Source organism: Natronorubrum tibetense GA33 (assembly GCF_000383975.1).
Classification (GTDB): Archaea; Halobacteriota; Halobacteria; order Halobacteriales; family Natrialbaceae; genus Natronorubrum; species Natronorubrum tibetense.
In genome coordinates, this window is the sequence record NZ_KB913017.1 from 1,323,868 (window position 1) to 1,343,703 (window position 19,836).

The window sequence follows — 19,836 nt, forward strand, 5'->3', positions numbered from 1 at the left end:
GTCCCGGACGATGTTACCGAGTTCGGAACAGCGCGATAGCGAGGAGTGCAACGAGGGCTGCCACGAGTCCGAATCCGGGGATTCCGTCGCCGGGTCCGTCTTCGGATTCGTCGTCGTCGGATTCGTCGGCACCACTCGAGGCGACGTCGAAGGTCACGTCGTACGTGACGTCGTTTCCAGCCGCGTCGGAGAGGGAGACCGTCGCATCGTACGAGTTGCCCGCCTCGACCTCGAGGGTGTGCGTTGCGGATGTCGACGTAATGCTCGTGCGTTCGTCGCCGGTAACGTCCGTGCCGTCGACCGTGAGATCGACCGTGCTGACGTCGACGCCGGAGAGGGCGTCTTCGTACTCGAAGGCAACCGTCGTCTCGGTGGTGTCAGCGTCCAGCGTCTCTCCTGAGTCGGGGGAGGCCGAGACGAGTTCCGGCGGCTCCTCGTCGACGATCAACGCACCGTACGTCGAGAAGCCTGGGACCTCGGCGGTCACGAACGGATCGCCGTCGATCGCCGTGACGCTCGAGTCAACGGCGTTCCACTCCCCGGCGGGTTCGTCGTAGTGGTGCAGAACCGCGTCCTCGGCGTCGACGCCGTCGGCGAGTTCGTCCTCGTCGATCGCCAGCTCGATCGTCGCGCCTTCGATCGTCCCCTCGTCGAGATGGTAGTCGACGAAGTTGTCGAGTTCGGCGGTCAGGAATCCAGCGCCGTACTCACCACCGTCGAGGTTCGCGTCGACGGTGTTCTCGGAGAGCGCGAGGAACAACTCCTGTTCTTTGATCGCGTCCTCGGCATCGTCGGCGAGGTCGAACTCGATCGTCGTTCCCGTCTCCTCGATCACGATCACGCCGTCCGCGAGCGTGAACGCGGTGTCGACGACCACCGACGCGGTGTCGGTGTTTTCGTTGCCGGCACGGTCAGTTCCGGTGACCGACACGGAGTAGTTACCCGACTCGTCGAACTCGAGAGTTCCGGTGAATTCGGTTGCAGTAGCGCTCTCGGGATCCATCGCCACGTCTACGGACTCCGTCGAGCCGTTGTCCGGGTTCGTAAACTCGGCCGAGACGTCCGGCACGTCCGAGAGCGGTTCGTCGCTCTCGACGACCACGGTCGCATCCGTGTTGGTGACGTCCTCGAGGCTCACCGCCATCGCGGGGGCGTCCCGGTCGACGACGAGTGTTTCTGCGGCATCGCTCGAGCCCGCGTTGTCCAGTTCGTCGACGGCGACGACCGACAGCGCGTACGAGCCGTCGTCGGGGATCGAATCGAACGGAACGTCGGCGATCCACCGGTCGCCGCTCTCGTGGCTCGCCGTCGTCGAGACGGTGTAGGTCGTCTCGAGCGAGTCGACGAGCACAGTCACTTCCGCGAGGTCGAGATCGGCCTCGACGTCGATTTCGACGGTCGCGTCGTCGCTCGCGTACACCGCGTCGGCCGTTTCGGGCGTCTCACCGGTCGAATAGCCATCGACGGCCACGATGGATGGATCGACGACAGGTTCGTCGACCTCCACCCAACCGGCGTTTCGGTCCCCTAACTCGAGGTCGTACGTCCCCGGCTCGTCGGGGACGTAGCTGATGTTGATCGCCCCGAGGTGGTAGAATCCGGGCGAAAGGGTCACGTCCTGGCTGCCGACCACTGCCGTCTCGCCAGTTTCGTTGTGCGTCGCGGTGAGTTCGATCTCCTCGGTGCCTTCCACGTTTCCGGCCTGGTAGATGCTGCCGACGACGTGAGTCTCCTCGCCCTCGACGAGTTCGACGTCCGATGTCGAGGCCGCGATCACCTGGATGTCAGATTCGGCGGCGGCGACCTCGACCGTGCCGGCGTTCTGATCGCCTAACTCGAGGTTGTACGTCCCCGGCTCGTCGGGGACGTAGCTGATGTTGATCGCCCCGAGGTGATAGAATCCCGGCGACAGAGTCGCCTCTTGAGAGCCGATCACGTCGGTTTCGCCGGTTTCGTTGTGCGTCGCGGTGAGTTCGATCTCCTCGGTGCTCTCGACGTTGCCGGCCTGGTAGATGCTGCCGACGACGTGGGTCTCTTCGCCCTCGATCAGTTCAACCTCCGACGTCGAGGCTGCGATTACCTGAATGTCAGATTCGGCGGCGTCGACTTCCACCCAGCCGGCGTTCGTTCCGCCTAACTCGAGGTCGTACGTGCCCGGCTCGTCGGGGACGTAGCTGATGTTGATCGCCCCGAGGTGGTAGTACCCTGGCGACAGAGTGACCTCCTGACTCCCGACCACCGTCGTCTCGTCGGTTTCGTTGTGCGTCGCCGTGAGTTCGATCTCTTCGGTGCCTTCGACGTTGCCGGCCTGGTAGATGCTCCCGACGATGTGGGTCTCCTCGCCCTCGATCAGGTCGACCTCCGACGTCGAGGCCGCGATTACCTGAATGTCCGATTCCGCGGCGTCGACCTCGACCGTGCCGGCGTTCTGATCGCCTAACTCAAGGTCGTAGGTTCCCGGCTCGTCGGGAACGTAGCTGATGTTGATCGCCCCGAGGTGGTAGTACCCTGGCGACAGGGTGACGTCCTGACTCCCGACCAGTTCGGTGTCGCCGGTCTCCTGGTGGGACGCCGTGAGCTCGATCGATTCGGTCGCCGTATCGCTGCCGTTCTGATAGACGCTCCCGACGACGGACAGTTCCTCGCCCTCGATGAGCTCGACATCGGAGAGCGAGGCCCCGACCACTCGAATATCGGTGACGAGCTCGTCGACGGTCACCGTCCCGACGTCGCGGTCGCCCAGTTCGAGATCGTAGTCACCCGCGTCCTCGAGTTCGGCGGACACGTTGAGCGCTCCGAGGTGATAGAAACCGGGCGCGAGGGAAACTTCCTGACTCCCGAGGACGGTCGTCTCGTCCGTTTCGTTGTGCGTCGCGGTGAGTTCGATCGCTTCGGTGCCTTCGACGTTGCCGGCTTGATAGATGCTGCCGATGACGTGGAACTCCTCGCCCTCGACGAGTTCGACGTCCGACGGCGAGGCCGCGATCACCTGAATGTCCGAGACGGCTTCCTCGACCTCCACCCAACCGGCGCTTCTGTCACCCAACTCGAGGTCGTACGTGCCCGCTTCGTCGGGAACGTAGCTGATATTGATCCCCCCGAGGTGGTAAAAGCCTGGCGACAAGCTGACTTCCTGGCTCCCGACCACGGTCGTCTCGCCGGTTTCGTTGTGCGTTGCGGTGAGTTCGATCTCCTCGGTGCCCTCGACGTTGCCGGCCTGGTAGATGCTCCCGACGACGTGCGTCTCTTCACCCTCGATCAGTTCGACCTCCGACGTCGAGGCCGCAATGACCTGAATGTCCGATTCCGCGGCGTCGACCTCGACCGATCCAGCGTTTCGGTCCCCTAACTCGAGGTCGTAGGTGCCCGCTTCGTCGGGGACGTAGCTGATGTTGATCGCCCCGAGATGGTAGAACCCCGGCGAGAGGGTCGCCTCTTGGCTCCCGATCACGTCGGTCTCACCGGTCTCCCGATTAGTCGCCGTGAGTTCGATCTCCTCGGTGCTCTCGACGTTGCCGGCCTGGTAGATGCTGCCGACGACGTGGGTCTCCTCGCCCTCGATCAGTTCGACCTCAGATGTCGAGGCCGCAATGACCTGAATGTCCGATTCAGCCGCATCGACCTCGACCGTCCCGGCGGAACGGTCGCCGAGTTCGAGTTCGTACGTCCCAGCCTGCTCGGGCGCGAACGAAATGTTGAGCGCGCCGAGATGATAGACGTTCGGCGCGACCGTCACGGTCTGCGTGCCGACGGTCGTCGTCTCGTTCGACTCGAGGCGCGTCGCGGTGAGTTCGATTTCCTCCTCCTCCGCGATGGTGCCGGCCTGGTAGACGCTACCGATCACGTGTAGTTCCTCGCCTTCGATGACCTCGGTCTCCGAGGCCGCCGCCGCGATTACCTGGACGTCGGTGTATTGGTTATCCACCGAGAACTCGCCGACGAAGAAACCGTTGACCGTAATGGAGACAGTCGTCGAATCGTCGTTCGCTGGCAGGTCGTCGATCGACGGCGTCCACAAAAGCGTCGCCGCTCTCGATGTGGCGCCGGGATCGACCGACACCAGTTGGGCATCGACAGTCTCGCCGTCAACTTCGAGTACCAACGGCTCATCGACGGTGTTCTCGCCGCTGTTGAACAGATCGACGCTGACGGTGAATGGTTCGTCGACCAGGAGCTCGTCTTGGTCGGCGCTCGCCCCGTAGACCACGACCTCACCGGACGGTTCGGGTTCGGGCTCTGGAGCTGGCTCGGGTTCAGGGTCTGGGTCGTCCGCCTCGACGACTGTGACCGTCTGGTGTGCGTAGGCGACCTCACCAAAATCGATTTCACCCACCACAGGGTCACCTTCCCGAGGTTCGTCACCTACGTCGAAGTCGCTTTCCTCGAAGGTACACTCATCTGCGTTCGAGATGTCACAGACCTCTTCAGGAAGCTCCGTTGCCAGCTGATCGATCCCGTCGCCGCTGAGAGCAAGTACGACAACATCGTGGTCGCCGGCCGTCGCAAAGCTGTGTTCCGTGATAGGATCGGTCGTGAACCGGTCAGGGAACAAGTCGTATTCGCCCTCCACAATCTCGAAGACCCAGAGATACCCTTCGGCTTCGGCGTCGGGAGGTGACAATTCACTCGCGTCGAACGTCACCGTCTCGTCGACGACCGGTTCAGCAGGTTCGAACGTAACTGGCTCAAATGGATCAAGTTCGACATCGAGGAGCGTCGTCTCGTCCTCACTTATTTCGACATCTTCGACGACTTCGGGTATGAACTCACCCTGTTCGGAGAACTCGACTTCGAAGAGAACGTCGTACGTTCCGTCCGGATTTTCGAGGTCATAGTGTCCACCAGCACTCGTCATGACCGCATACGTTTCGCCGGTGCTCAAATCGGTCGCCGTCACGGTGGCACCCTGGATACCGTTCCCCGTTTCAGCATCGGTTACGGTCCCCGAGAGTGTTCCCGAATCCGGAACGGGATCGTCGTGGATGACCGATACCGACGCCGTGGCATCGTCGTCATCGCTACGAACCGTCACCTCACCGCTACCGGCGTCACTCATGACAGTCTCCCATGTGAGCGTGGCTGCGTGATTCTCGTCCGGATCGAGTGAGAGCTCCTCGAGCGAGTCGACGACCGAGCCGTCGAACGCCTCGAGATTGATTATCTGCGTTCCCGCCTCGGTGCCGGTGTTTTCGACGGTGACGTCGACGGTGAGCGTCTCGCCGAAAGTGATCGGTGAGTTCGTCTCCGTGATCGACACCGCGAACTGCGGCGCGTCGTCGACGGGTTCGGTCCCCGTCCACGGGTCGAATCGTACGTCTGAACTCACGGAATCGCCGGAACCGCTCGCCGTGGTTCCTGTTTCGGGATCGGAGACTCCTCCACTCGGGCCGCTCTCGGCGCCCCACCAGTTCCAGCGGGCGTCGACCTCGTCGCCGCCCGAGACGAGGCCCTCGGGGTTGCCTGTGATGACGTTGTCACGGAGCGTCGCGTTCGTCGCGTCGACGTAAAATCCCCGTTCGCCGCTATCGGTAACAGTGTTATCCGACAGGACTGCGTTGGCCGAACCGGAACCGACGACGACGCCGTCGACGACCGATCCCTCGATCGTGTTATCCTCGACCGTCGCGTCGATCGCCTCGCTGAGTTCGATCCCGCTCCCGTACGCCCACCCCCAGGTCGGATCGACGTGTCCGTTATCCGTGATCGTGTTTCCTTCGATCGTCGCTGCTGCGGCCTCCTCGAGCAGAATACCCTCTCGACCGTTGTCGCTGATCTCGTTCTCCCGAATCGTTGCGTTGTACGGCGCGTCTCCGCTGGTAAATCCACCTGGTGGTTCGAGCTGGATGCCCTGGTGACTGTTGTCCGTGACGGTGTTGCCTTCGATCCACAGGTCCTCAGTATTCCGTCCGGCGACGATTCCGCGGGTGTTCTCGGAGATATCGTTGTTCTCGAGAACCGTCCGGTCGGCGCGTTCGAGGTGGATTCCATCGTCGCTGTTGCCGGAGAGCTCGTTGTTACGCACCACCGAATCTGCTGCGTTCCACCGGATCTGGAGACCGTGGCGATCGTTGTCTTCGAGCGTGTTCCCTTCGACGAGCGTCCCATCGGTGTACTGGGCGACGTGGATCCCGTCGCTGTACGAACCGGTGACCGTGTTGTCACGGACGACGTGATTTTCACCGTAGCGCTCGAGGTGGATCCCGAACGTGTACGCTTGGCTCGATCCCGTTGTGTCGCTCACTGTATTGTCTCGGACCACGTTTTCGGAGCCACCGACAAGTTGGATCCCGTACTGGACGCTCGAGACGTCGTTGTGCTCGATGACGGAGCCGGTCGATCCCATGTCGACGATGCCACCCTTCTCGCCGTCGACGCCGTCGGAGATCGTGTTGTGTGCGACGGTCGTTCCCTCGGTCACACCGAGTTGAATCGCGGCGACGGTGCCATCGAGGTCGAAGTTCGAAATCTCCACGTCCATCGAATTCACCACGATGAGCTGTGCGGCATCGGGATAACTGGACGGAGTGATCGTCTCACCGTCTACGTCGCGTACGTAGACGAGCTCATCGCCCCCGACCGTGTTGTCCTCGAACTCGTGGAGGAAGTGGGCCGCTTCCTGTTCGTTCTGCCCACTCGACATGGCGACGCCGTGAGCGAACGCGTTGTCGCGGACCGTCGCGTCGGTCGTCGAGGACAGACTGAGGTCGGACCCCTCGCTCGAGATCGTGTTGTGCTCGACGAAGAGCGAATCCAGTCCCCTCGAGTAAATCCCCTGTCCGTTTTCGTCGAGGCGGTTGTCGACAATATCGACCGAACTCGAATCTCGCATCCAGATGGCGGACGCTGACAGTTCCTCGATGTCATTGTCACGAATCTCGATCAAAGAGACCTCGCTGAGGTGAATGCCCCGCGAGGTGTTCGTGATCGTGTTCCGTTCGATCAGGGCGTCGGACGAGTATTCACGGAAATCAATCGCGATCTGCCCGTCGTGCTGGACATCGTTGTCGACGATGGTCGTGTCGCTCGAGCGCCTGAAGGTGATCGCCGGCGAGCTACTCGTGCCAGTATTGTCCCTGACAGTATTGTCGGAGACGAAGGTTCCGGACGCACCGTTCGCACCAGTCGAGGCGATGGCGTTGATCGCGTGGTACTCGTTGTGCGTAATCGTATTGTCCGTGATCTCGACGTTCTCCTGGGGTGACGACCCGGAGAATACGATCCCGTTCCCTACGTTCGACGTAATAGTGTTGCCGTCGATGACGGTTCCAGTGACTTCCGCGAGGTGGACACCGACGTCGTTTGCCGTCAGTAGATTGTTCCGAACCTCGACGTTGTTCGCATCTGACGCCACATGGATGCCTCGAGAGAACTCCCGGACCTCGAAGCCCTCGACCGTGACGGCGCTGGCGTTGACGTATACACCGGTCGACGTCTCGTCGTCGGGGACGAGCGTCACGTCTCCCGTCGCGACCAGCGTCAGGCTGCCGGTGTCGATCCACAGATCTTCCTCGTAGGTTCCAGACTCCACGCAGACCGTCTCATTCCAGTCAGCCGTGGCGATCGCCGACTGAATAGACCCTCCGGATTCGACGATCAGGTCACACGACGCATCGGTGGCGGATATCGTCGACCCCTGTTCGGGAGCAGTTAAACCACCAACCGGTTCGTCGTTCCCGTCTAAGGAACGCAACCCATCGTCGGTCGTCGACGCTTGCTGTGTCGAGTCACTACTCGCCAAGGCGAGTTCCGCATCGGTCGTCGAATCCACCGCTGTCACGTCGGAGCTACCCACTGCGGCGACCGGAGCGACGACCGACGTGATCAGTAACACCGAAAAGAAAACTGCGAGGAACCGAATGGATAAATTCGGTTTCGAATGTTCGGACTTCATGAGCGTTATGGCCGCTGACCCCCCAAATACTCGCGCGTACCCGGTGGTTGTAGCATAGGTGACCTTCAGGTAATCTAGGCGATTCAGAACAGTTTTTGCTCGAAACTAGGTAGCAGAACCACGCCATCAGAACCAGCGTCGACACAGCCACGATTGGGGTGCGGGTCGGCGACTAGAATCACTCACAGATAACGGAAATCGCCGGGACCACGCCGTCGACACCAGAATTCCCAGTGTCGTCGCCGCCGAGACAGTTGGCGGCGCTCGCAACGCCTGCTACTCCCAGCGTCCAAAGAAGCGACCGACGGTCGAAGGGTCCGGTCTCAGCAGCGATTCAGACGTACTCCTCCGCGACGCCACCGACGATCGGCAGGCCGTAGCGGTCTCCCTTGTAGGCTTTGACGATGAGGAAGAGCCAGAGGACGAAGATGATCGGCGCGAGGAGCAGCGAGACCAGACTCACCATGATCGCGAAAATCCAGCCGACGAACGAGATCTGGACGAGTATCGTCTGGAAGATCAGCAGCGCAACGACGGTCGCAAACAGTCCGCCGAAAACGATCATGCTCTGGAGAGCGTGAAACCGCACGAACTCGTTTTTGCCCTCGAGGAGGTAGAGTACCAGGCCGGTAAACGGCGCGAAGAGGTACGCCAGCGCCCCGGCGACGTTTTCGTCGAGTCCGCCGACGATCGGTTCCGTCTCCACGTGGTCAGTGTCGGTTCGGCCAGCGGCCAGTTCCGTTTCGGTAGATTTCATCGGAAATTGCTCGTACAGTTGTCTCACTGCATCGCGGCTTAATGGTTATCTGAGCTGAACGTATGCGCAAAGGTTACCGCAGCGTAACCGTTCTCGCACCCGGACCCGTCTGCTCGTCCGGTGATCGTAAAAAACGAACTCAGCAGTTCGACGGCGGGTCGACCAGGAACTCTTCACCGGACGAGCGGACTTCGACCTCGAGGTCGGCACATGTTTTTCGTTGACGTGAGAGTATTCGGTCGCGGGCGGCTCGGTCGGTCACTCCGTAAGAGCATCAGCGAGCGCCTCGAGTCGCGACTCGAGGTCGCGGTACGCCGCCTGCCGTGTGAGGTGATCACGCGAGTACACTGACTCGAGAAGCGACCGCTTGGCGGCCAACGAGGCGCGTTCGCGGTCGTCGGCTGACTCTCCCCGTCGGCGCAGTTGGTCGTCGATCGCCTCGAGCAACGTCTCGCGGACGATCGGTTTGCGTCGCACGTCGTCGCAGTCGACCTCGAGCAGGTCGAGTTCGGGTCGGTCACCGAGGAGCAGGATCGTCCGACAGTCCGCTCCCACGGCGGCAGGCACGTCGGCTGCGCTGACGCCCGGAAGGCCCTCGTCGTAGACTACGACGTCGATCGGCTCGCGCAGGTAGCGGTCGACGTCCGCAGCAGTGTGCGCTCGAGCGACGGTGTACCGATCGGTTAGCCACTGTCCGTACAGATCGGTAATTCGTCGATCGGCATCCGCAAGCAGGATCGTCGGTGTGGCCGCCCCGAGGTATCGTTCGCCCCATGCACCGAGGTCGTCGAAGATCGGCTCGAGGTCGGCCCCCGCCTCGGTGAGTTCGTACTCGACTCTGAGCGGCGACTCGCTGACGACCGTTCGGTCGACGAGCCCGGCGTCTCGCAACGCCTCGAGCGTGTCGGTCAACACCTTCCCCGAGAGATCCGGAATCGCCTCGAGGAGCCCGTTGAATCCGAGCGAGCCGTGGTGGTGAAGCGCGGCGACGACGACCGGATGCCACTTCTTCGAGAGCAACGCGAACGCGTCGAGCGCCGTACGAGTCGCCCGTGGAACGTCCAGTTCGCGACGAGTCATGTGAGAAGATCCGAATACAGGGGCTTAGCTATTCGGTCTCGTGGTGTGTTCGCCCGGTAGGCGAAGCGATCAACGGGGAGGAGAGCGTTCCGTTCTCCGCGTCGTTCGACCGCTCCGGGTCTCTGATCGGGACACTCGCTCGAGTCGATCGGGTACCGCAGAGCGTGACAACCGGACGAACACTATCGGAACTAATAGCATGATCGCACCCCATGGTCTGGGAAATGGATTCCTTGCGTGCGGTCGACCTCCTGCTCGTCGAGGACGACCCCGACGACGCTCGGTTCGTCGACCGGCTGATCACGGAACACCAGACTGCACTCGAGCGGAGCGGCCGTGAAGCCGCGGTCAGCATCAACTCGGTCGAGCACGTTGATCGACTCTCGGCCGGCATCGAACGAGTCGGGTCCGACTCGCCGGATGTCGTCTTGCTCGATCTTGCGCTGCCGGACAGCGCCGGTCTCGAGACGATCGACCGGCTCGTCGACCGTGCCCCATCGGTTCCGATCGTCGTGCTGACCGGGCACAACGAGGGAGAACTCGGCGTCGATGCGATCCGCTGTGGCGCACAGGACTACCTCGTCAAGGGCTCGATCACGGCCGAACTACTTCTGCGAACGATCGGGTACGCGATCGAGCGGGCACGAACCCAGCGCCAGCTTCTCGATAGGAACCACCGACTCGCGCTGCTGAATCGGCTCATCAGGACCGACATCCGCAACGACCTGAGTATGGTCGTCGGCTGGGGGGATCAGCTCCGATCGAGCGTCGATCCCCGAGACGAACCGGCCCTCGAGGCGCTGCTCGAGGCCGCGACGCACACCCTCGAGCTTACCGATACGGCCGCCGAACTGATGGACGTCCTCGCCGCCGACATCGATGTCGAGCGCGAAGCCTGTGACCTCGTCACCGTGCTCGAGACCGAACTCGATCGCCTCCAGGGCGAGTTCGGTGACGCCGTCACCGTCGACCGAACGGCGCTGCCGGACGAGTCCGTCGTCGTCTCCGCCTCGCCGACACTGGGCTCCGTATTCGCGCAACTGCTCTCGAATGCGGCCGTCCACACCGACCGGCCAACCGCGTCGATCACGGTTGCACTCGAGACGACGGCCGATCGAGCGACAGTCGTCATCGCGGACGATGGGGTCGGCATCCCCGACTCCCAAAAGCGCCTCCTCAGCGATCCCGACGCCAGGTTCGACGCCGACTCGGGAATGGGAACCGGTCTCTACCTGGTGACGACGGTCCTGGATATCTTCGACGGCGACCTCGAGATCACCGACAACGATCCGCGCGGAACGGCCGTCTCGGTGACGCTCGATCGAGTTCGGGGGCAGTAGGAGTGGCAAGAACGAGCCGTCATCACAGAAGAGATCGCCACAGGGAGATCATCGCGGCGAGGAACGTCACGAAGTCGACTCGTCAGGGGACGAGTCGAGACGGCATCCGGAACTGATATCGCGTGTTCTCGGCGTCGAACCACAACACTGCGATCTCAGCCGAACACTTCGCCGCGCTCGTACTCCATCAACGCACTCACCTCGCTCGCGATCTCCTCGCCGAACTCGCGCTCGACGATCCACAGCGCGAGATCCAGCCCCGACGTGACGCCGCCCGCGGTCAGCACGTCGCCGTCGTCGACGATCCGCTCGTCGACCACGTTCGCCGCGGACGCCTCGAGGTCCTCCTCCGCGACCGGGTGGGTCGCCGCGGGCCGGCCCTCGAGTAGGCCCGCTTCGGCGAGCACCATCGCACCGGTACAGACCGAGGCGACGGTCGCCCCCTCGGTGAACCGTTCGTCGACCGCGGCGGCCAGCGCTCCGTCGTCGACTGCCGCGCGGACGCCCCCGTTGGACGTCGTCCAGCCCCCGCCGGGGACGATCAGAATGTCAGGCTGTCCCAGCGTCCCCTGCGATTCGACGCGCAGGTCGTGGCTCGCGGTCACCATGTCCGTCTCCTCGAGCGTAACGAGGCTGGTCTCGAGGTCTGCACCCGCCTGGGCGGCGTTCTCGAGTACTTCGTAGGGACCGATCGCGTCCAGTTCGTCGAAGCCCTCGAACAGCACGATTTCGGCAGTGGTTTCGGCCATACCCGGACGGAGGGCTGGGGAGGTAAAACGTATTGTGCCAGAATGGGAAAGACGGGAGGGACACCACGCTCGCCGACGCTCACCGCCGGACGGTCTCGTCGACGACCTCGTGGAGCGCGTCGAACACCGCTTGGTTTCCGGCGGCGACGAACCACTCATCGCGGTCCTCGCTGTTCCCACCGTCGCGACCCTCGCTACTCTCCCCGCCGCGTGCCGTAAGCAATCCACTTTCGACCGCGAACAGCTCACCCAACAGCTGTTCCTCCGCGTCCGGCCGGTAGCAGACGATACCGTCCAGTCGCCCGCGAGCGAGCAGCCCCCAGTGGACCGTCGGCGACCAACTCTCGAGGCGGCGCTTGCAGCGATCCTCGAGCGCCCGGTTGATCGACTCGGAGACCACCGCCTGTTCGGGCCGGCGTTTCACGTCGTGGCCGATGACCGAGACTGCGGTCGCCGTCTCGGGGCTGGCATCACTGTCCCCGTCGACCGGCTGCCCGTCGTGTCGGACGCCACCGCCTCGAGCGGCGACGTAGAGATCGTCGAGCAGTGGGACGTAGACGACGCCGAGAACGGGTTCCGAGTCGGGGATCGACGAGCCGGAGTCGGCGGCCTCGAGCACCGTCATCGCCGTCGCGAACGCGGGCAGTCCCGACTCAAAGTTGTTCGTCCCGTCCAGCGGATCCACGAGCCAGGTGTACTCGCCCGACCCCTCGTGGCGACCCGACTCCTCCGCGACGATGGGGTGGTCGGGGAACGCGGCCCGGATTACCTCGAGAATCCGCCGTTCCGCACCCGTGTCCGCGCTGGATTTTACGTCGTGGACACCCGCATCGACGTCCGTGTCCTCCGCGCGGTAAGCGTCGCGCAGGTACGCGCCGCCGACGGTACAGGCCTCGATCGCGGTTCGCTCGAGTTCGTGGAGGGTCGTCATGGAACTCGAGTACGGCCGATCCGCACTTGGTCGTTATTCTTCCCCGACCGGTTCTTGGTTGGACCAACCGCGTTTCGGACGGTTCTTGGCGCTGGGAACCCACGTAACGGTATGAACGACCAGCAAGCCGCAGTCGCCGATTTCGTCGAGACGTACGACCTCGAGACGCCGCCAGAGTTCCGCCTGCTCGATCTCGTCTCGGAGGTCGGCGAACTCGCGAAAGACGCCAACACGTCGACGGAGTACGGTACCGAACCCGAGGAACTGGCTCTCGCATCCGACGAGATCGGCGACGTGCTCTTTGCGACGCTCGCGCTCGCGGACTCGCTCGATATCGACGCCGAGGCGGCGCTCGAGGAAGCACTCGAGAAGTACGAACGGCGGATGGACGCCGACGAGACGCCCGGATCGGCCGAGTAATCAGCGGTGCGCCGTCGATACGAGCCATCGACTCGAAACGGGTCTTCGAGATCGATCACTGCTGCGTGTTCAGTCGGCTCGCGACCCAGAGCAGAACGAGGACCACCCCGAAACCGACGCCCGTGACGGCGAGCGCGAACGTCGGGTGCTCGAGTGGCAACCGTCCTGCGACCCCGACGAATCGTTCCAGCCCGACGAAGGCGACGACCAGGACGACGGCGAACGCCGTGATGAGGATGTCGTAGTCGAACCACGTTTTGAAACCGTCCAACGACGGCATACCGCCATATTGTGTCCGTACGGCTATAGCTTTTTGATCGAGTCACTGTTTCCCATTCCGGTGACAGTGTCGCTCGAGAACGACTGACTTCCGCGATCGATTTCGACGGTAGCGATCCCTGTGTTCTCCTGTTACGGTCGAGGAGAGGAGGAGCGCTCTGTCCCTGGCAACAAGGGTTCGCCACGCCCTCCCCAACCGATTCGTTCCCTCGCGCTGCTCGGTCACTCATCCCTCGCACAGTGTCGACGGCGTCCCCTCGCGTTGCTCGGGGTCGCCGTCAGCGCGCGCCACCGCAGACGATTCGATCGGACTGCAGCGACGCTCGATCGACGACCGATCCGGAACTACGGGACTACGTCGGCGTTGACCTCGAGCACGTCCGCCGCCGCCTCCCGGACCGATTCGACCGTATCCGGCCGCGCGTAGACCCCCAGTCGCCAAATTTCTCGCGCGCAGGCGTCCAGTCCGGCGACGAGCGACGAGCGCTCCTCGAGTCGCCGCAGGTCGCCGTCGACGACGATGCGAGCCCTGGATTCGGGCGAACTGGGTTCGGAAGGGCTGTCGACGACGACGGCCGCGGGGTCCACGTCCGCGACGGCGGCGATTTCGCGCTCGAGGTCGCGCGTGCGGTCGTATTCGAGGCCGACGAAACGATCAGGGACGTCGCCGCGGGGGAGCCAGACAGCCCGCTTGTAGAGTCGCCGTTCGCGCAGGCGGGTCGCGACATCGGCCGTCGGCGCGTGGCCCTCGAGCGTGGCGAGCAGTTCGGCGTCGGTCAGCCGAGCGAATCGGTCGGCGTCGACGGCACCGTCGGCGAGGATACGCTCGCTCGCCCGGTCGAGCATCGCACCCGCAATCCGCGAGACGTGGTGGCGGTAGACGGTCGCATTCATCAGGGTCCGGGCGATCAGCGCGCTCTCGGCGGTCGCGACGTCGCCAGCCTCTAAGGCGAGTTCGCCGTCGACGATCCGCAGCGAGTAGAGCAAGCGCGCGTGGTCGATCGTGCCGTAGGGGACGCCGGTGTGATGGGCGTCCCGGACGAGGTAGTCCAGTCGATCGACGTCGAGTGGACCGGAGACGAGTTCCCCGAGCGGGCCGCGACCGTCGACGGTCGCCGCGACGGCTTCGGGGTCGAGTCCCTGCGCCTCGAGCACGTCCCCGAGATCGCTGTCGGTCAGCAGCCACTCGATCTCGTCGTGGTGACGGCCGAGGTGGCGCTCGATGGCGGCTTCGGTCTGATGGCCGAAGGGACCGTGACCGACGTCGTGGACCAGCGCCGCGGCACGCAATCGGTCCGCGAGGGCCGGCTCGAGCTCAAGTTGCTCGACGGCGCGCGAGGCGAGGTGGTAGACGCCGAGACTGTGCTCGAAGCGCGTGTGGTTCGCGGAGGGGTAAACGAGCTGGACCGTACTCAGCTGGCGGACGGCCCGTAGGCGTTGCATTTCGGCGGTATCGAGCAGCGCCTCGGCCGTGGGGTCGAGTTCGATGTAATCGTGAACGCTGTCCTTGATCGTCGTCATCTGGGGATAGCTACTCTCGAGAGAACCGTCTTCAACGCCATGGTTCGGCGACCGGTGCTCGCCACTGGTGTGAGAATGCACACCGAAACAGCGGTTCCGATCAGCGCGTCCGCTGTTCGGGCCGAGCCGTCGACAGCACCTGCTCGTCCAGTTGCGCCTGCGTCTCCTCAATCGTCCCCGAATTGTCGATTTCGACGTGATCGTGTTCGATCGGGTCGAACGACTCGCGGAGCTGGAGGTGTTGGTCGAACTCGGCGTCGCTGATCGTCTCCGTCCGCTTCTCGAGGCGCTCTCTGACGACCTCGAGCGAACAGGTGACGTGGACGAAGCGGATATCGACGTCGGCCTCACGCGCGACGCTCATCGCCTGCTCGCGGCGAGTTTTCCGGCGAAACGTCGCGTCGAGGACGACGTTTGATCCGGACTCGAGGTCGGTGCGGGCGCGCTCGAGCAGTTCCGCGTAGGTCGCATCGCTCTCGGCGCGGGTGTAGGTCGGCTCCGGAAACAGCTCCTTGCGAACGGCGTCGCTGCGATGGCGGGTCGCTGGATACCGATCTGCGGTGTACGCGGAGGCCATCGACTTACCGACACCCGGCAAGCCACAGTAGACGAGCAGCGTCGGACGGGACACGATACCTGATAAAAAGGGGTGCTACTAAATCGAACCGATTTTGTCGGTGTAGCGCAATCGGAGCATTCCGATCGGTGGTCGAAACCGTCCGCGGACGGTTACTTCAGCAGCGATCGGGCCATTCGGTCTGGGAATCCGAGGATGAGCTCCCGAATGCTCTGTTTCTCCTGATCCGAACGAAGCCGGGCACGCAGTCGCTGGCTGAACAGTTCGACCAGGAAGATCAGCACGAAGATGACGAACAGCGTCGCCATCATGTTCTCGAAGACGAGCCGACTCTCCTGAGTCGCGACGACTGCTCCGAGCCCGCCCGCGCCGACGACGCCGACGGTGACGGCCGACCGGACGTTGATCTCGAAGATGTAGAGCGTCCACGCGATAAAGGACGTTTTGACCTGGCTCAACATCCCAAAGAAGACGATCTGGGGCTTGTTCGCCCCGGTCGTCTGCATCGCCTCGATCGGCCCCTCCTCGAGTTCCTCTAAGTCCTCGACGAACAGCCGGCCGAGGTTGCCGATCGTGTTCAACGCGATGGCCAGCGTCGCCGCGGCCGCGCCGAGACCGACCAGTGCGATGAAGATCAGCGCCCAGATGATCGCCGGAATCGCACGGATGAACGACATGATCCCTCGGAAGACGAAGTTGAGGGGGAACGGCGTGACGCGTTCGGAGGCGAGCACGCTGAACACCAACGCGAGCGGGAATCCGAGGATCGTCCCGACGAGTCCCATCGCTAACGTCGTACCGGCCTCCCCGAAGATGGCGAAGACGCCCATCTCCTGGAAGAAGAAGGCGTAGATGTCCGCGACGTCCGGCGGAAACTGGAGGAGTAACCCGCCGATCTCGGGGTCGTATATCAGTTCGTTGTTCCAAATGAACTCCCAGTATGTGCCGACGTCGAGGAACGGAATCCCGCCGAAGTTCGTCGTCGGGAAGTAATCGCCCATCCTGCCGGCGAAGTGACTCCACGTGAAGTTGGTCCGACTGTCGAAGAACTCCGTGGCCGCGAGCCCCTGCAACGTCACGAACGCGAGCGAGACGGCGAGGGCGATCCAGCCGACCGCTCGACGACGACGCGTCTGTCGGATATTCTCGAACTGTTCGTTTACCTTCTCGCTGGCGGACTCGAGCGGTGTCGCTCGCTCGGCGTCCGCCCGGTCGACGCCCCCATCGGCGACCGCGTCTGCGTCTTCGTCACGCTCCGTTCGGTCGTCGTTTCGTGGATCGTTCACAGTGATGCCTCCGTTCCCTCGTCTCCTGGACGCCGAGTCGATGCGTCCGCTTCGTCCATGACGAACATCCCCTCGGTATCGATGTCACCGTAAATTCTGTCGATGGCGTCGATCGTCAGCTCGTCCCGGTAGCCGTCGAAGACCTTCTCACCGTCGTGAAGTCCGATAAACCGCTGTCCGTACTTTCGCGCGATGTTGACCTGATGGAGACTGATAAACGACGTCAGATCGCGCGACGTCGCGACCCGTTCTAGGTATCCCATCACGTCCTGAGCGCTGCCGGGGTCGAGGCTCGCGACCGGTTCGTCGGCCAGCAGTACCTCCGGTTGCTGGACGAGGGCGCGGGCGATACCGACGCGCTGTTGTTGTCCGCCACTCATCCGCCGGGCCTTCTTTTCGGCCTCGTCCAAGAGTCCGACCGTATCCAGCGCCTCGAGGGCGCGTTGCTTTTCGGACGTCTCTTGCAACTGGAGTACGCTCTCGATGAGACCGGCCCGGTTGATGCCGCCCGAGAGGGCGTTCGAATAGGCAGTCATGTCGCCGACAATATTGTGCTGCTGAAAGATCATCGCCACCTCCGGTTGTGTGGTCACCATCGGCTCACCGTCGATCAGCACTCGGCCCTCGGTCGGTTTTGTGAGCGCGGACATACATCGCAAGAGCGTCGATTTCCCGGAGCCTGAGACGCCGAGGATGATGACGAACTCACCCGCCGGAACCTCGAACGAGATATCGTCGAGTGCGACGGTATCACCGTAGGTTTTTCTGAGATTGTCGACGACGATTTTGGGCATTGGTTATTCTGGGTTTTGAGTCGCGTTATTTGGGACTTACTCTATGTCTTCGAACGCGATGCCGAGGTCGTCGGCGAAGTCACGAACCGGATCGTATGCGTCGTGGTCGGCCTCGACGACGCCGCTGAACCAGAGCGTGTGGTCGTCGAAGTCCTGCCAGTCGGCTTCCTGATCCTCGTCTAAGTCGTAGTCGTCGGTGTCGAGGTCCCCCTCGTTGTAGTCTTCGAGCATGTCATCGGGCAGGTCGAGTCCGAGTTCGTCGGCCAGATCGAACGCGTCGTGCTCGAGTTCCTCGGCGTCGACGCCACGCATGAACTCCTCGATATCGTACCGAATGTCCTCCTCCCAATCGGTGTTGACGACGATCGGTGCGCGCGGAATCGCCGGCGAGACATCCAGTAACTGTAGTTCGGGATCGCGCGTCCCGGCGATATCGACCTCCGGAGAGATCTCGTAGAGATCCTCATACTCCCCTTCGATCTGGTCTAGAGGAACGTGCGGAATGGACGCGAACTCGCCGGCACCCGCAGCCATGACGGTGTCGTCCTCGATGAGTTCCGTAATGGCGTTGTCGTGTGCCACACCGCTGCGCCACGTGAAGCCCTCCGCGCCACCACCCTCGGGGGCGTTCCCGATGTCGAGGCCGTTTTCTTGGAGCATCCACAGCGGGGCCATACCGCCAGAGACCGAGCCGATGTCGGCCGACGCGATTTCCTCGCCCTCGAGGTCCGAAACCTCCTCGATGTCGCTTTCGGCCGTAGTAACGAGGGTTCCGAAGTACCGCTCGGCACCGAACGCTTCTCGCATCCCGACGACGTCAATTTCGTCGGGGCCGAGTTGTGGGACCGCGCCCGGTGACGTATCGGCGAGAATTCGGTCGCCCTCGCCGGCACGGTTGAGTTCCTCCATCGTCCCGGAGTAACTCGAGGTTGGAAGTCCAGCGATTTCGACATCGAACTCGTCTTCGATCAGTTCGAACAGCGGCTGATACTGCACTTCGATGTCGATCGTATCCTCTGCCGGGTTCATCACCCACGTGATAGAATCGTCGTCGCTGCCACCCGTACAACCAGCCAACGCGACCGCCCCCACCGCCCCGGTCGTGGTCAAAAATTTACGCCGTGTACTTGCTAACTTGCCGTGGTCGTTGGACATCTGCTAACGCATAATTAGACCATCATTAAATAATTTCTGGTAAGCGTGTGTGTTCTCGTTCTATACCCCGAGGAACGTACCGCTATATACCAATATAGAATATCGACACAGTATCGACAGTCCCGATATAACATAAATTTGATTTTTCAATATCTCAACCTTGTTTGAACGATCGTTACAGTACTGCGACCGGATCCGCGCTCGTTCTTCAACTATTGAAACAGTCTCCTCCGTCGGCCATCGAACATCTGACAGGGTCAGTAGCGACTCGAGCCAGCGTCGCCGATGTCGAGTGCTCGAGTTCGTTCCAGAAACAGGGTCTTGTCGTCTCCGTCCGTTTTCAGCGTGTCCGGATCGTACTCAAGCGTCGGTTCCTCGTGACCTCCGTTTGGAAAGTGTTTGGCCAGTTCGTACCGGCCCACATCGCTGTCGGCCGCGTCGACCAGCCGTTCGTCCGCACTCGAGAGGTCGAGATCGAACGCCTCGCGGACCACCGCGGCGAGTTCGGCTTCGGCGTGCGTGTAGCCGGGCAGACTCCGCTTGACCGGCGCGGGAACGTCGGCGATGTAGGCCTCCGTGGCGTCGTGGAGCAGTCCCCAGCGAATCGCGTCCGGACTGCCACCGCGGGCTTCCACCTCGTAGCTGACGTGGACCACGTGTCGAGCCACGCTGTAGAACTCCATCCCGTGGCCCGTAAAGCGGGTAAGATTCGAGAGTGCGTGGGCGATATCCGCGAGCGAAACGTCGTCGGGATCGGCGGCGAGCGGCGTGATCGTCCCTCCAGTCCGTGTGTTTATCACCCCATGGCCGCCGTTCGACTCGGCGAGCACGGCCTGTAGTTCGCCCGCGACGGCCTCGAACCGGGCCCGAAGTTCGGCGTCGACCTCCTCATCCGTTGCCCGGATCGTCCGTTCGAGCGTCGCAACCTCGCCCTCGAGGCGCTCGATTTGGGACTCGAGGGCCGCGTCCGCGTCGTCAAAAGATTCCATACGAGACGTTCAAATGAAGGTACCAAAAGTGGTGCGTGATGGAGCGGGCGACGCAGTACGCAGGGGT

14 protein-coding genes are annotated in these 19,836 nt (G+C 62.8%); 2 read left to right on the plus strand and 12 right to left on the minus strand.

The window, feature by feature from the left end; translation table 11 throughout:
* Window positions 1-13 precede the first annotated feature (13 nt).
* From NATTI_RS0106940 to NATTI_RS0106955, 3 genes are all read right to left on the minus strand, one after another.
* Entirely contained in the window at window positions 14-7,768 is a 7,755-nt protein-coding gene (locus NATTI_RS0106940; protein WP_244879976.1) for a right-handed parallel beta-helix repeat-containing protein, read from the minus strand.
* Window positions 7,769-8,225: 457 nt separating this feature from the next.
* Entirely contained in the window at window positions 8,226-8,648 is a 423-nt protein-coding gene (locus tag NATTI_RS0106945) for a DUF4870 domain-containing protein (RefSeq protein WP_006088670.1), read from the minus strand.
* Between the two features lie 258 nt (window positions 8,649-8,906).
* A complete protein-coding gene (locus tag NATTI_RS0106955) occupies window positions 8,907-9,728 on the minus strand; it encodes a winged helix-turn-helix transcriptional regulator (RefSeq protein ID WP_006088671.1) in 822 nt (273 codons plus the stop codon).
* A 212-nt stretch (window positions 9,729-9,940) separates the two neighbouring features.
* Between NATTI_RS0106955 and NATTI_RS0106960 the strand changes: the two genes are divergently transcribed.
* Complete coding sequence (locus NATTI_RS0106960; protein WP_006088672.1) at window positions 9,941-11,068, plus strand: hybrid sensor histidine kinase/response regulator; 1,128 nt, start codon at window positions 9,941-9,943, stop codon at window positions 11,066-11,068.
* Between the two features lie 155 nt (window positions 11,069-11,223).
* Here NATTI_RS0106960 and NATTI_RS0106965 read toward each other — a convergent pair whose 3' ends face one another.
* Entirely contained in the window at window positions 11,224-11,817 is a 594-nt protein-coding gene (locus NATTI_RS0106965; protein WP_006088673.1) for a DJ-1/PfpI family protein, read from the minus strand.
* A 79-nt stretch (window positions 11,818-11,896) separates the two neighbouring features.
* Complete coding sequence (locus NATTI_RS0106970) at window positions 11,897-12,748, minus strand: inositol monophosphatase family protein (protein ID WP_006088674.1); 852 nt, start codon at window positions 12,746-12,748, stop codon at window positions 11,897-11,899.
* 111 nt (window positions 12,749-12,859) lie between these two features.
* Between NATTI_RS0106970 and NATTI_RS0106975 the strand changes: the two genes are divergently transcribed.
* A complete protein-coding gene (locus tag NATTI_RS0106975) occupies window positions 12,860-13,168 on the plus strand; it encodes a MazG nucleotide pyrophosphohydrolase domain-containing protein (protein WP_006088675.1) in 309 nt (102 codons plus the stop codon).
* Between the two features lie 55 nt (window positions 13,169-13,223).
* On the opposite strand, the gene NATTI_RS0106980 is transcribed toward NATTI_RS0106975, so the two are convergent.
* From NATTI_RS0106980 to NATTI_RS0107010, 7 genes are all read right to left on the minus strand, one after another.
* A complete protein-coding gene (locus NATTI_RS0106980) occupies window positions 13,224-13,448 on the minus strand; it encodes a hypothetical protein (RefSeq protein ID WP_006088676.1) in 225 nt (74 codons plus the stop codon).
* Window positions 13,449-13,792: 344 nt separating this feature from the next.
* Window positions 13,793-14,968, minus strand: a complete 1,176-nt coding sequence (locus tag NATTI_RS0106985) for an HD domain-containing protein (protein ID WP_019991702.1) — start codon at window positions 14,966-14,968, stop codon at window positions 13,793-13,795.
* A gap of 100 nt (window positions 14,969-15,068) precedes the next feature.
* Window positions 15,069-15,599: an AAA family ATPase gene (locus NATTI_RS0106990; RefSeq protein ID WP_019991703.1), complete on the minus strand. Its 531-nt coding sequence runs from the start codon at window positions 15,597-15,599 to the stop codon at window positions 15,069-15,071.
* 98 nt (window positions 15,600-15,697) lie between these two features.
* A complete protein-coding gene (gene phnE, locus NATTI_RS0106995; RefSeq protein WP_006088680.1) occupies window positions 15,698-16,831 on the minus strand; it encodes a phosphonate ABC transporter, permease protein PhnE in 1,134 nt (377 codons plus the stop codon).
* On the minus strand, window positions 16,828-17,625 hold the full coding sequence (locus tag NATTI_RS0107000; RefSeq protein WP_006088681.1) for a phosphonate ABC transporter ATP-binding protein: 798 nt from the start codon (window positions 17,623-17,625) through the stop codon (window positions 16,828-16,830). The genes phnE and NATTI_RS0107000 overlap by 4 nt, the downstream gene beginning before the upstream one ends.
* A 36-nt stretch (window positions 17,626-17,661) precedes the next feature.
* Complete coding sequence (locus tag NATTI_RS0107005) at window positions 17,662-18,654, minus strand: phosphate/phosphite/phosphonate ABC transporter substrate-binding protein (RefSeq protein WP_019991704.1); 993 nt, start codon at window positions 18,652-18,654, stop codon at window positions 17,662-17,664.
* A gap of 383 nt (window positions 18,655-19,037) precedes the next feature.
* Complete coding sequence (locus NATTI_RS0107010; RefSeq protein ID WP_006088683.1) at window positions 19,038-19,769, minus strand: hypothetical protein; 732 nt, start codon at window positions 19,767-19,769, stop codon at window positions 19,038-19,040.
* Between the last annotated feature and the right edge of the window lie 67 nt (window positions 19,770-19,836).

Coding starts and splice junctions, on each gene's coding strand:
- NATTI_RS0106955 (WP_006088671.1), bottom strand. CDS start 9,728: ATGACTCGTCGCGAACTGGACGTTCCACGGGCGACTCGTACGGCGCTC.
- NATTI_RS0107010 (WP_006088683.1), bottom strand. CDS start 19,769: ATGGAATCTTTTGACGACGCGGACGCGGCCCTCGAGTCCCAAATCGAG.
- NATTI_RS0106985 (WP_019991702.1), bottom strand. CDS start 14,968: ATGACGACGATCAAGGACAGCGTTCACGATTACATCGAACTCGACCCC.
- NATTI_RS0106970 (WP_006088674.1), bottom strand. CDS start 12,748: ATGACGACCCTCCACGAACTCGAGCGAACCGCGATCGAGGCCTGTACC.
- NATTI_RS0106960 (WP_006088672.1), top strand. CDS start 9,941: ATGGTCTGGGAAATGGATTCCTTGCGTGCGGTCGACCTCCTGCTCGTC.
- NATTI_RS0106965 (WP_006088673.1), bottom strand. CDS start 11,817: ATGGCCGAAACCACTGCCGAAATCGTGCTGTTCGAGGGCTTCGACGAA.
- NATTI_RS0106980 (WP_006088676.1), bottom strand. CDS start 13,448: ATGCCGTCGTTGGACGGTTTCAAAACGTGGTTCGACTACGACATCCTC.
- NATTI_RS0106975 (WP_006088675.1), top strand. CDS start 12,860: ATGAACGACCAGCAAGCCGCAGTCGCCGATTTCGTCGAGACGTACGAC.
- NATTI_RS0107005 (WP_019991704.1), bottom strand. CDS start 18,654: ATGAACCCGGCAGAGGATACGATCGACATCGAAGTGCAGTATCAGCCG.
- NATTI_RS0106945 (WP_006088670.1), bottom strand. CDS start 8,648: ATGAAATCTACCGAAACGGAACTGGCCGCTGGCCGAACCGACACTGAC.
- NATTI_RS0107000 (WP_006088681.1), bottom strand. CDS start 17,625: ATGCCCAAAATCGTCGTCGACAATCTCAGAAAAACCTACGGTGATACC.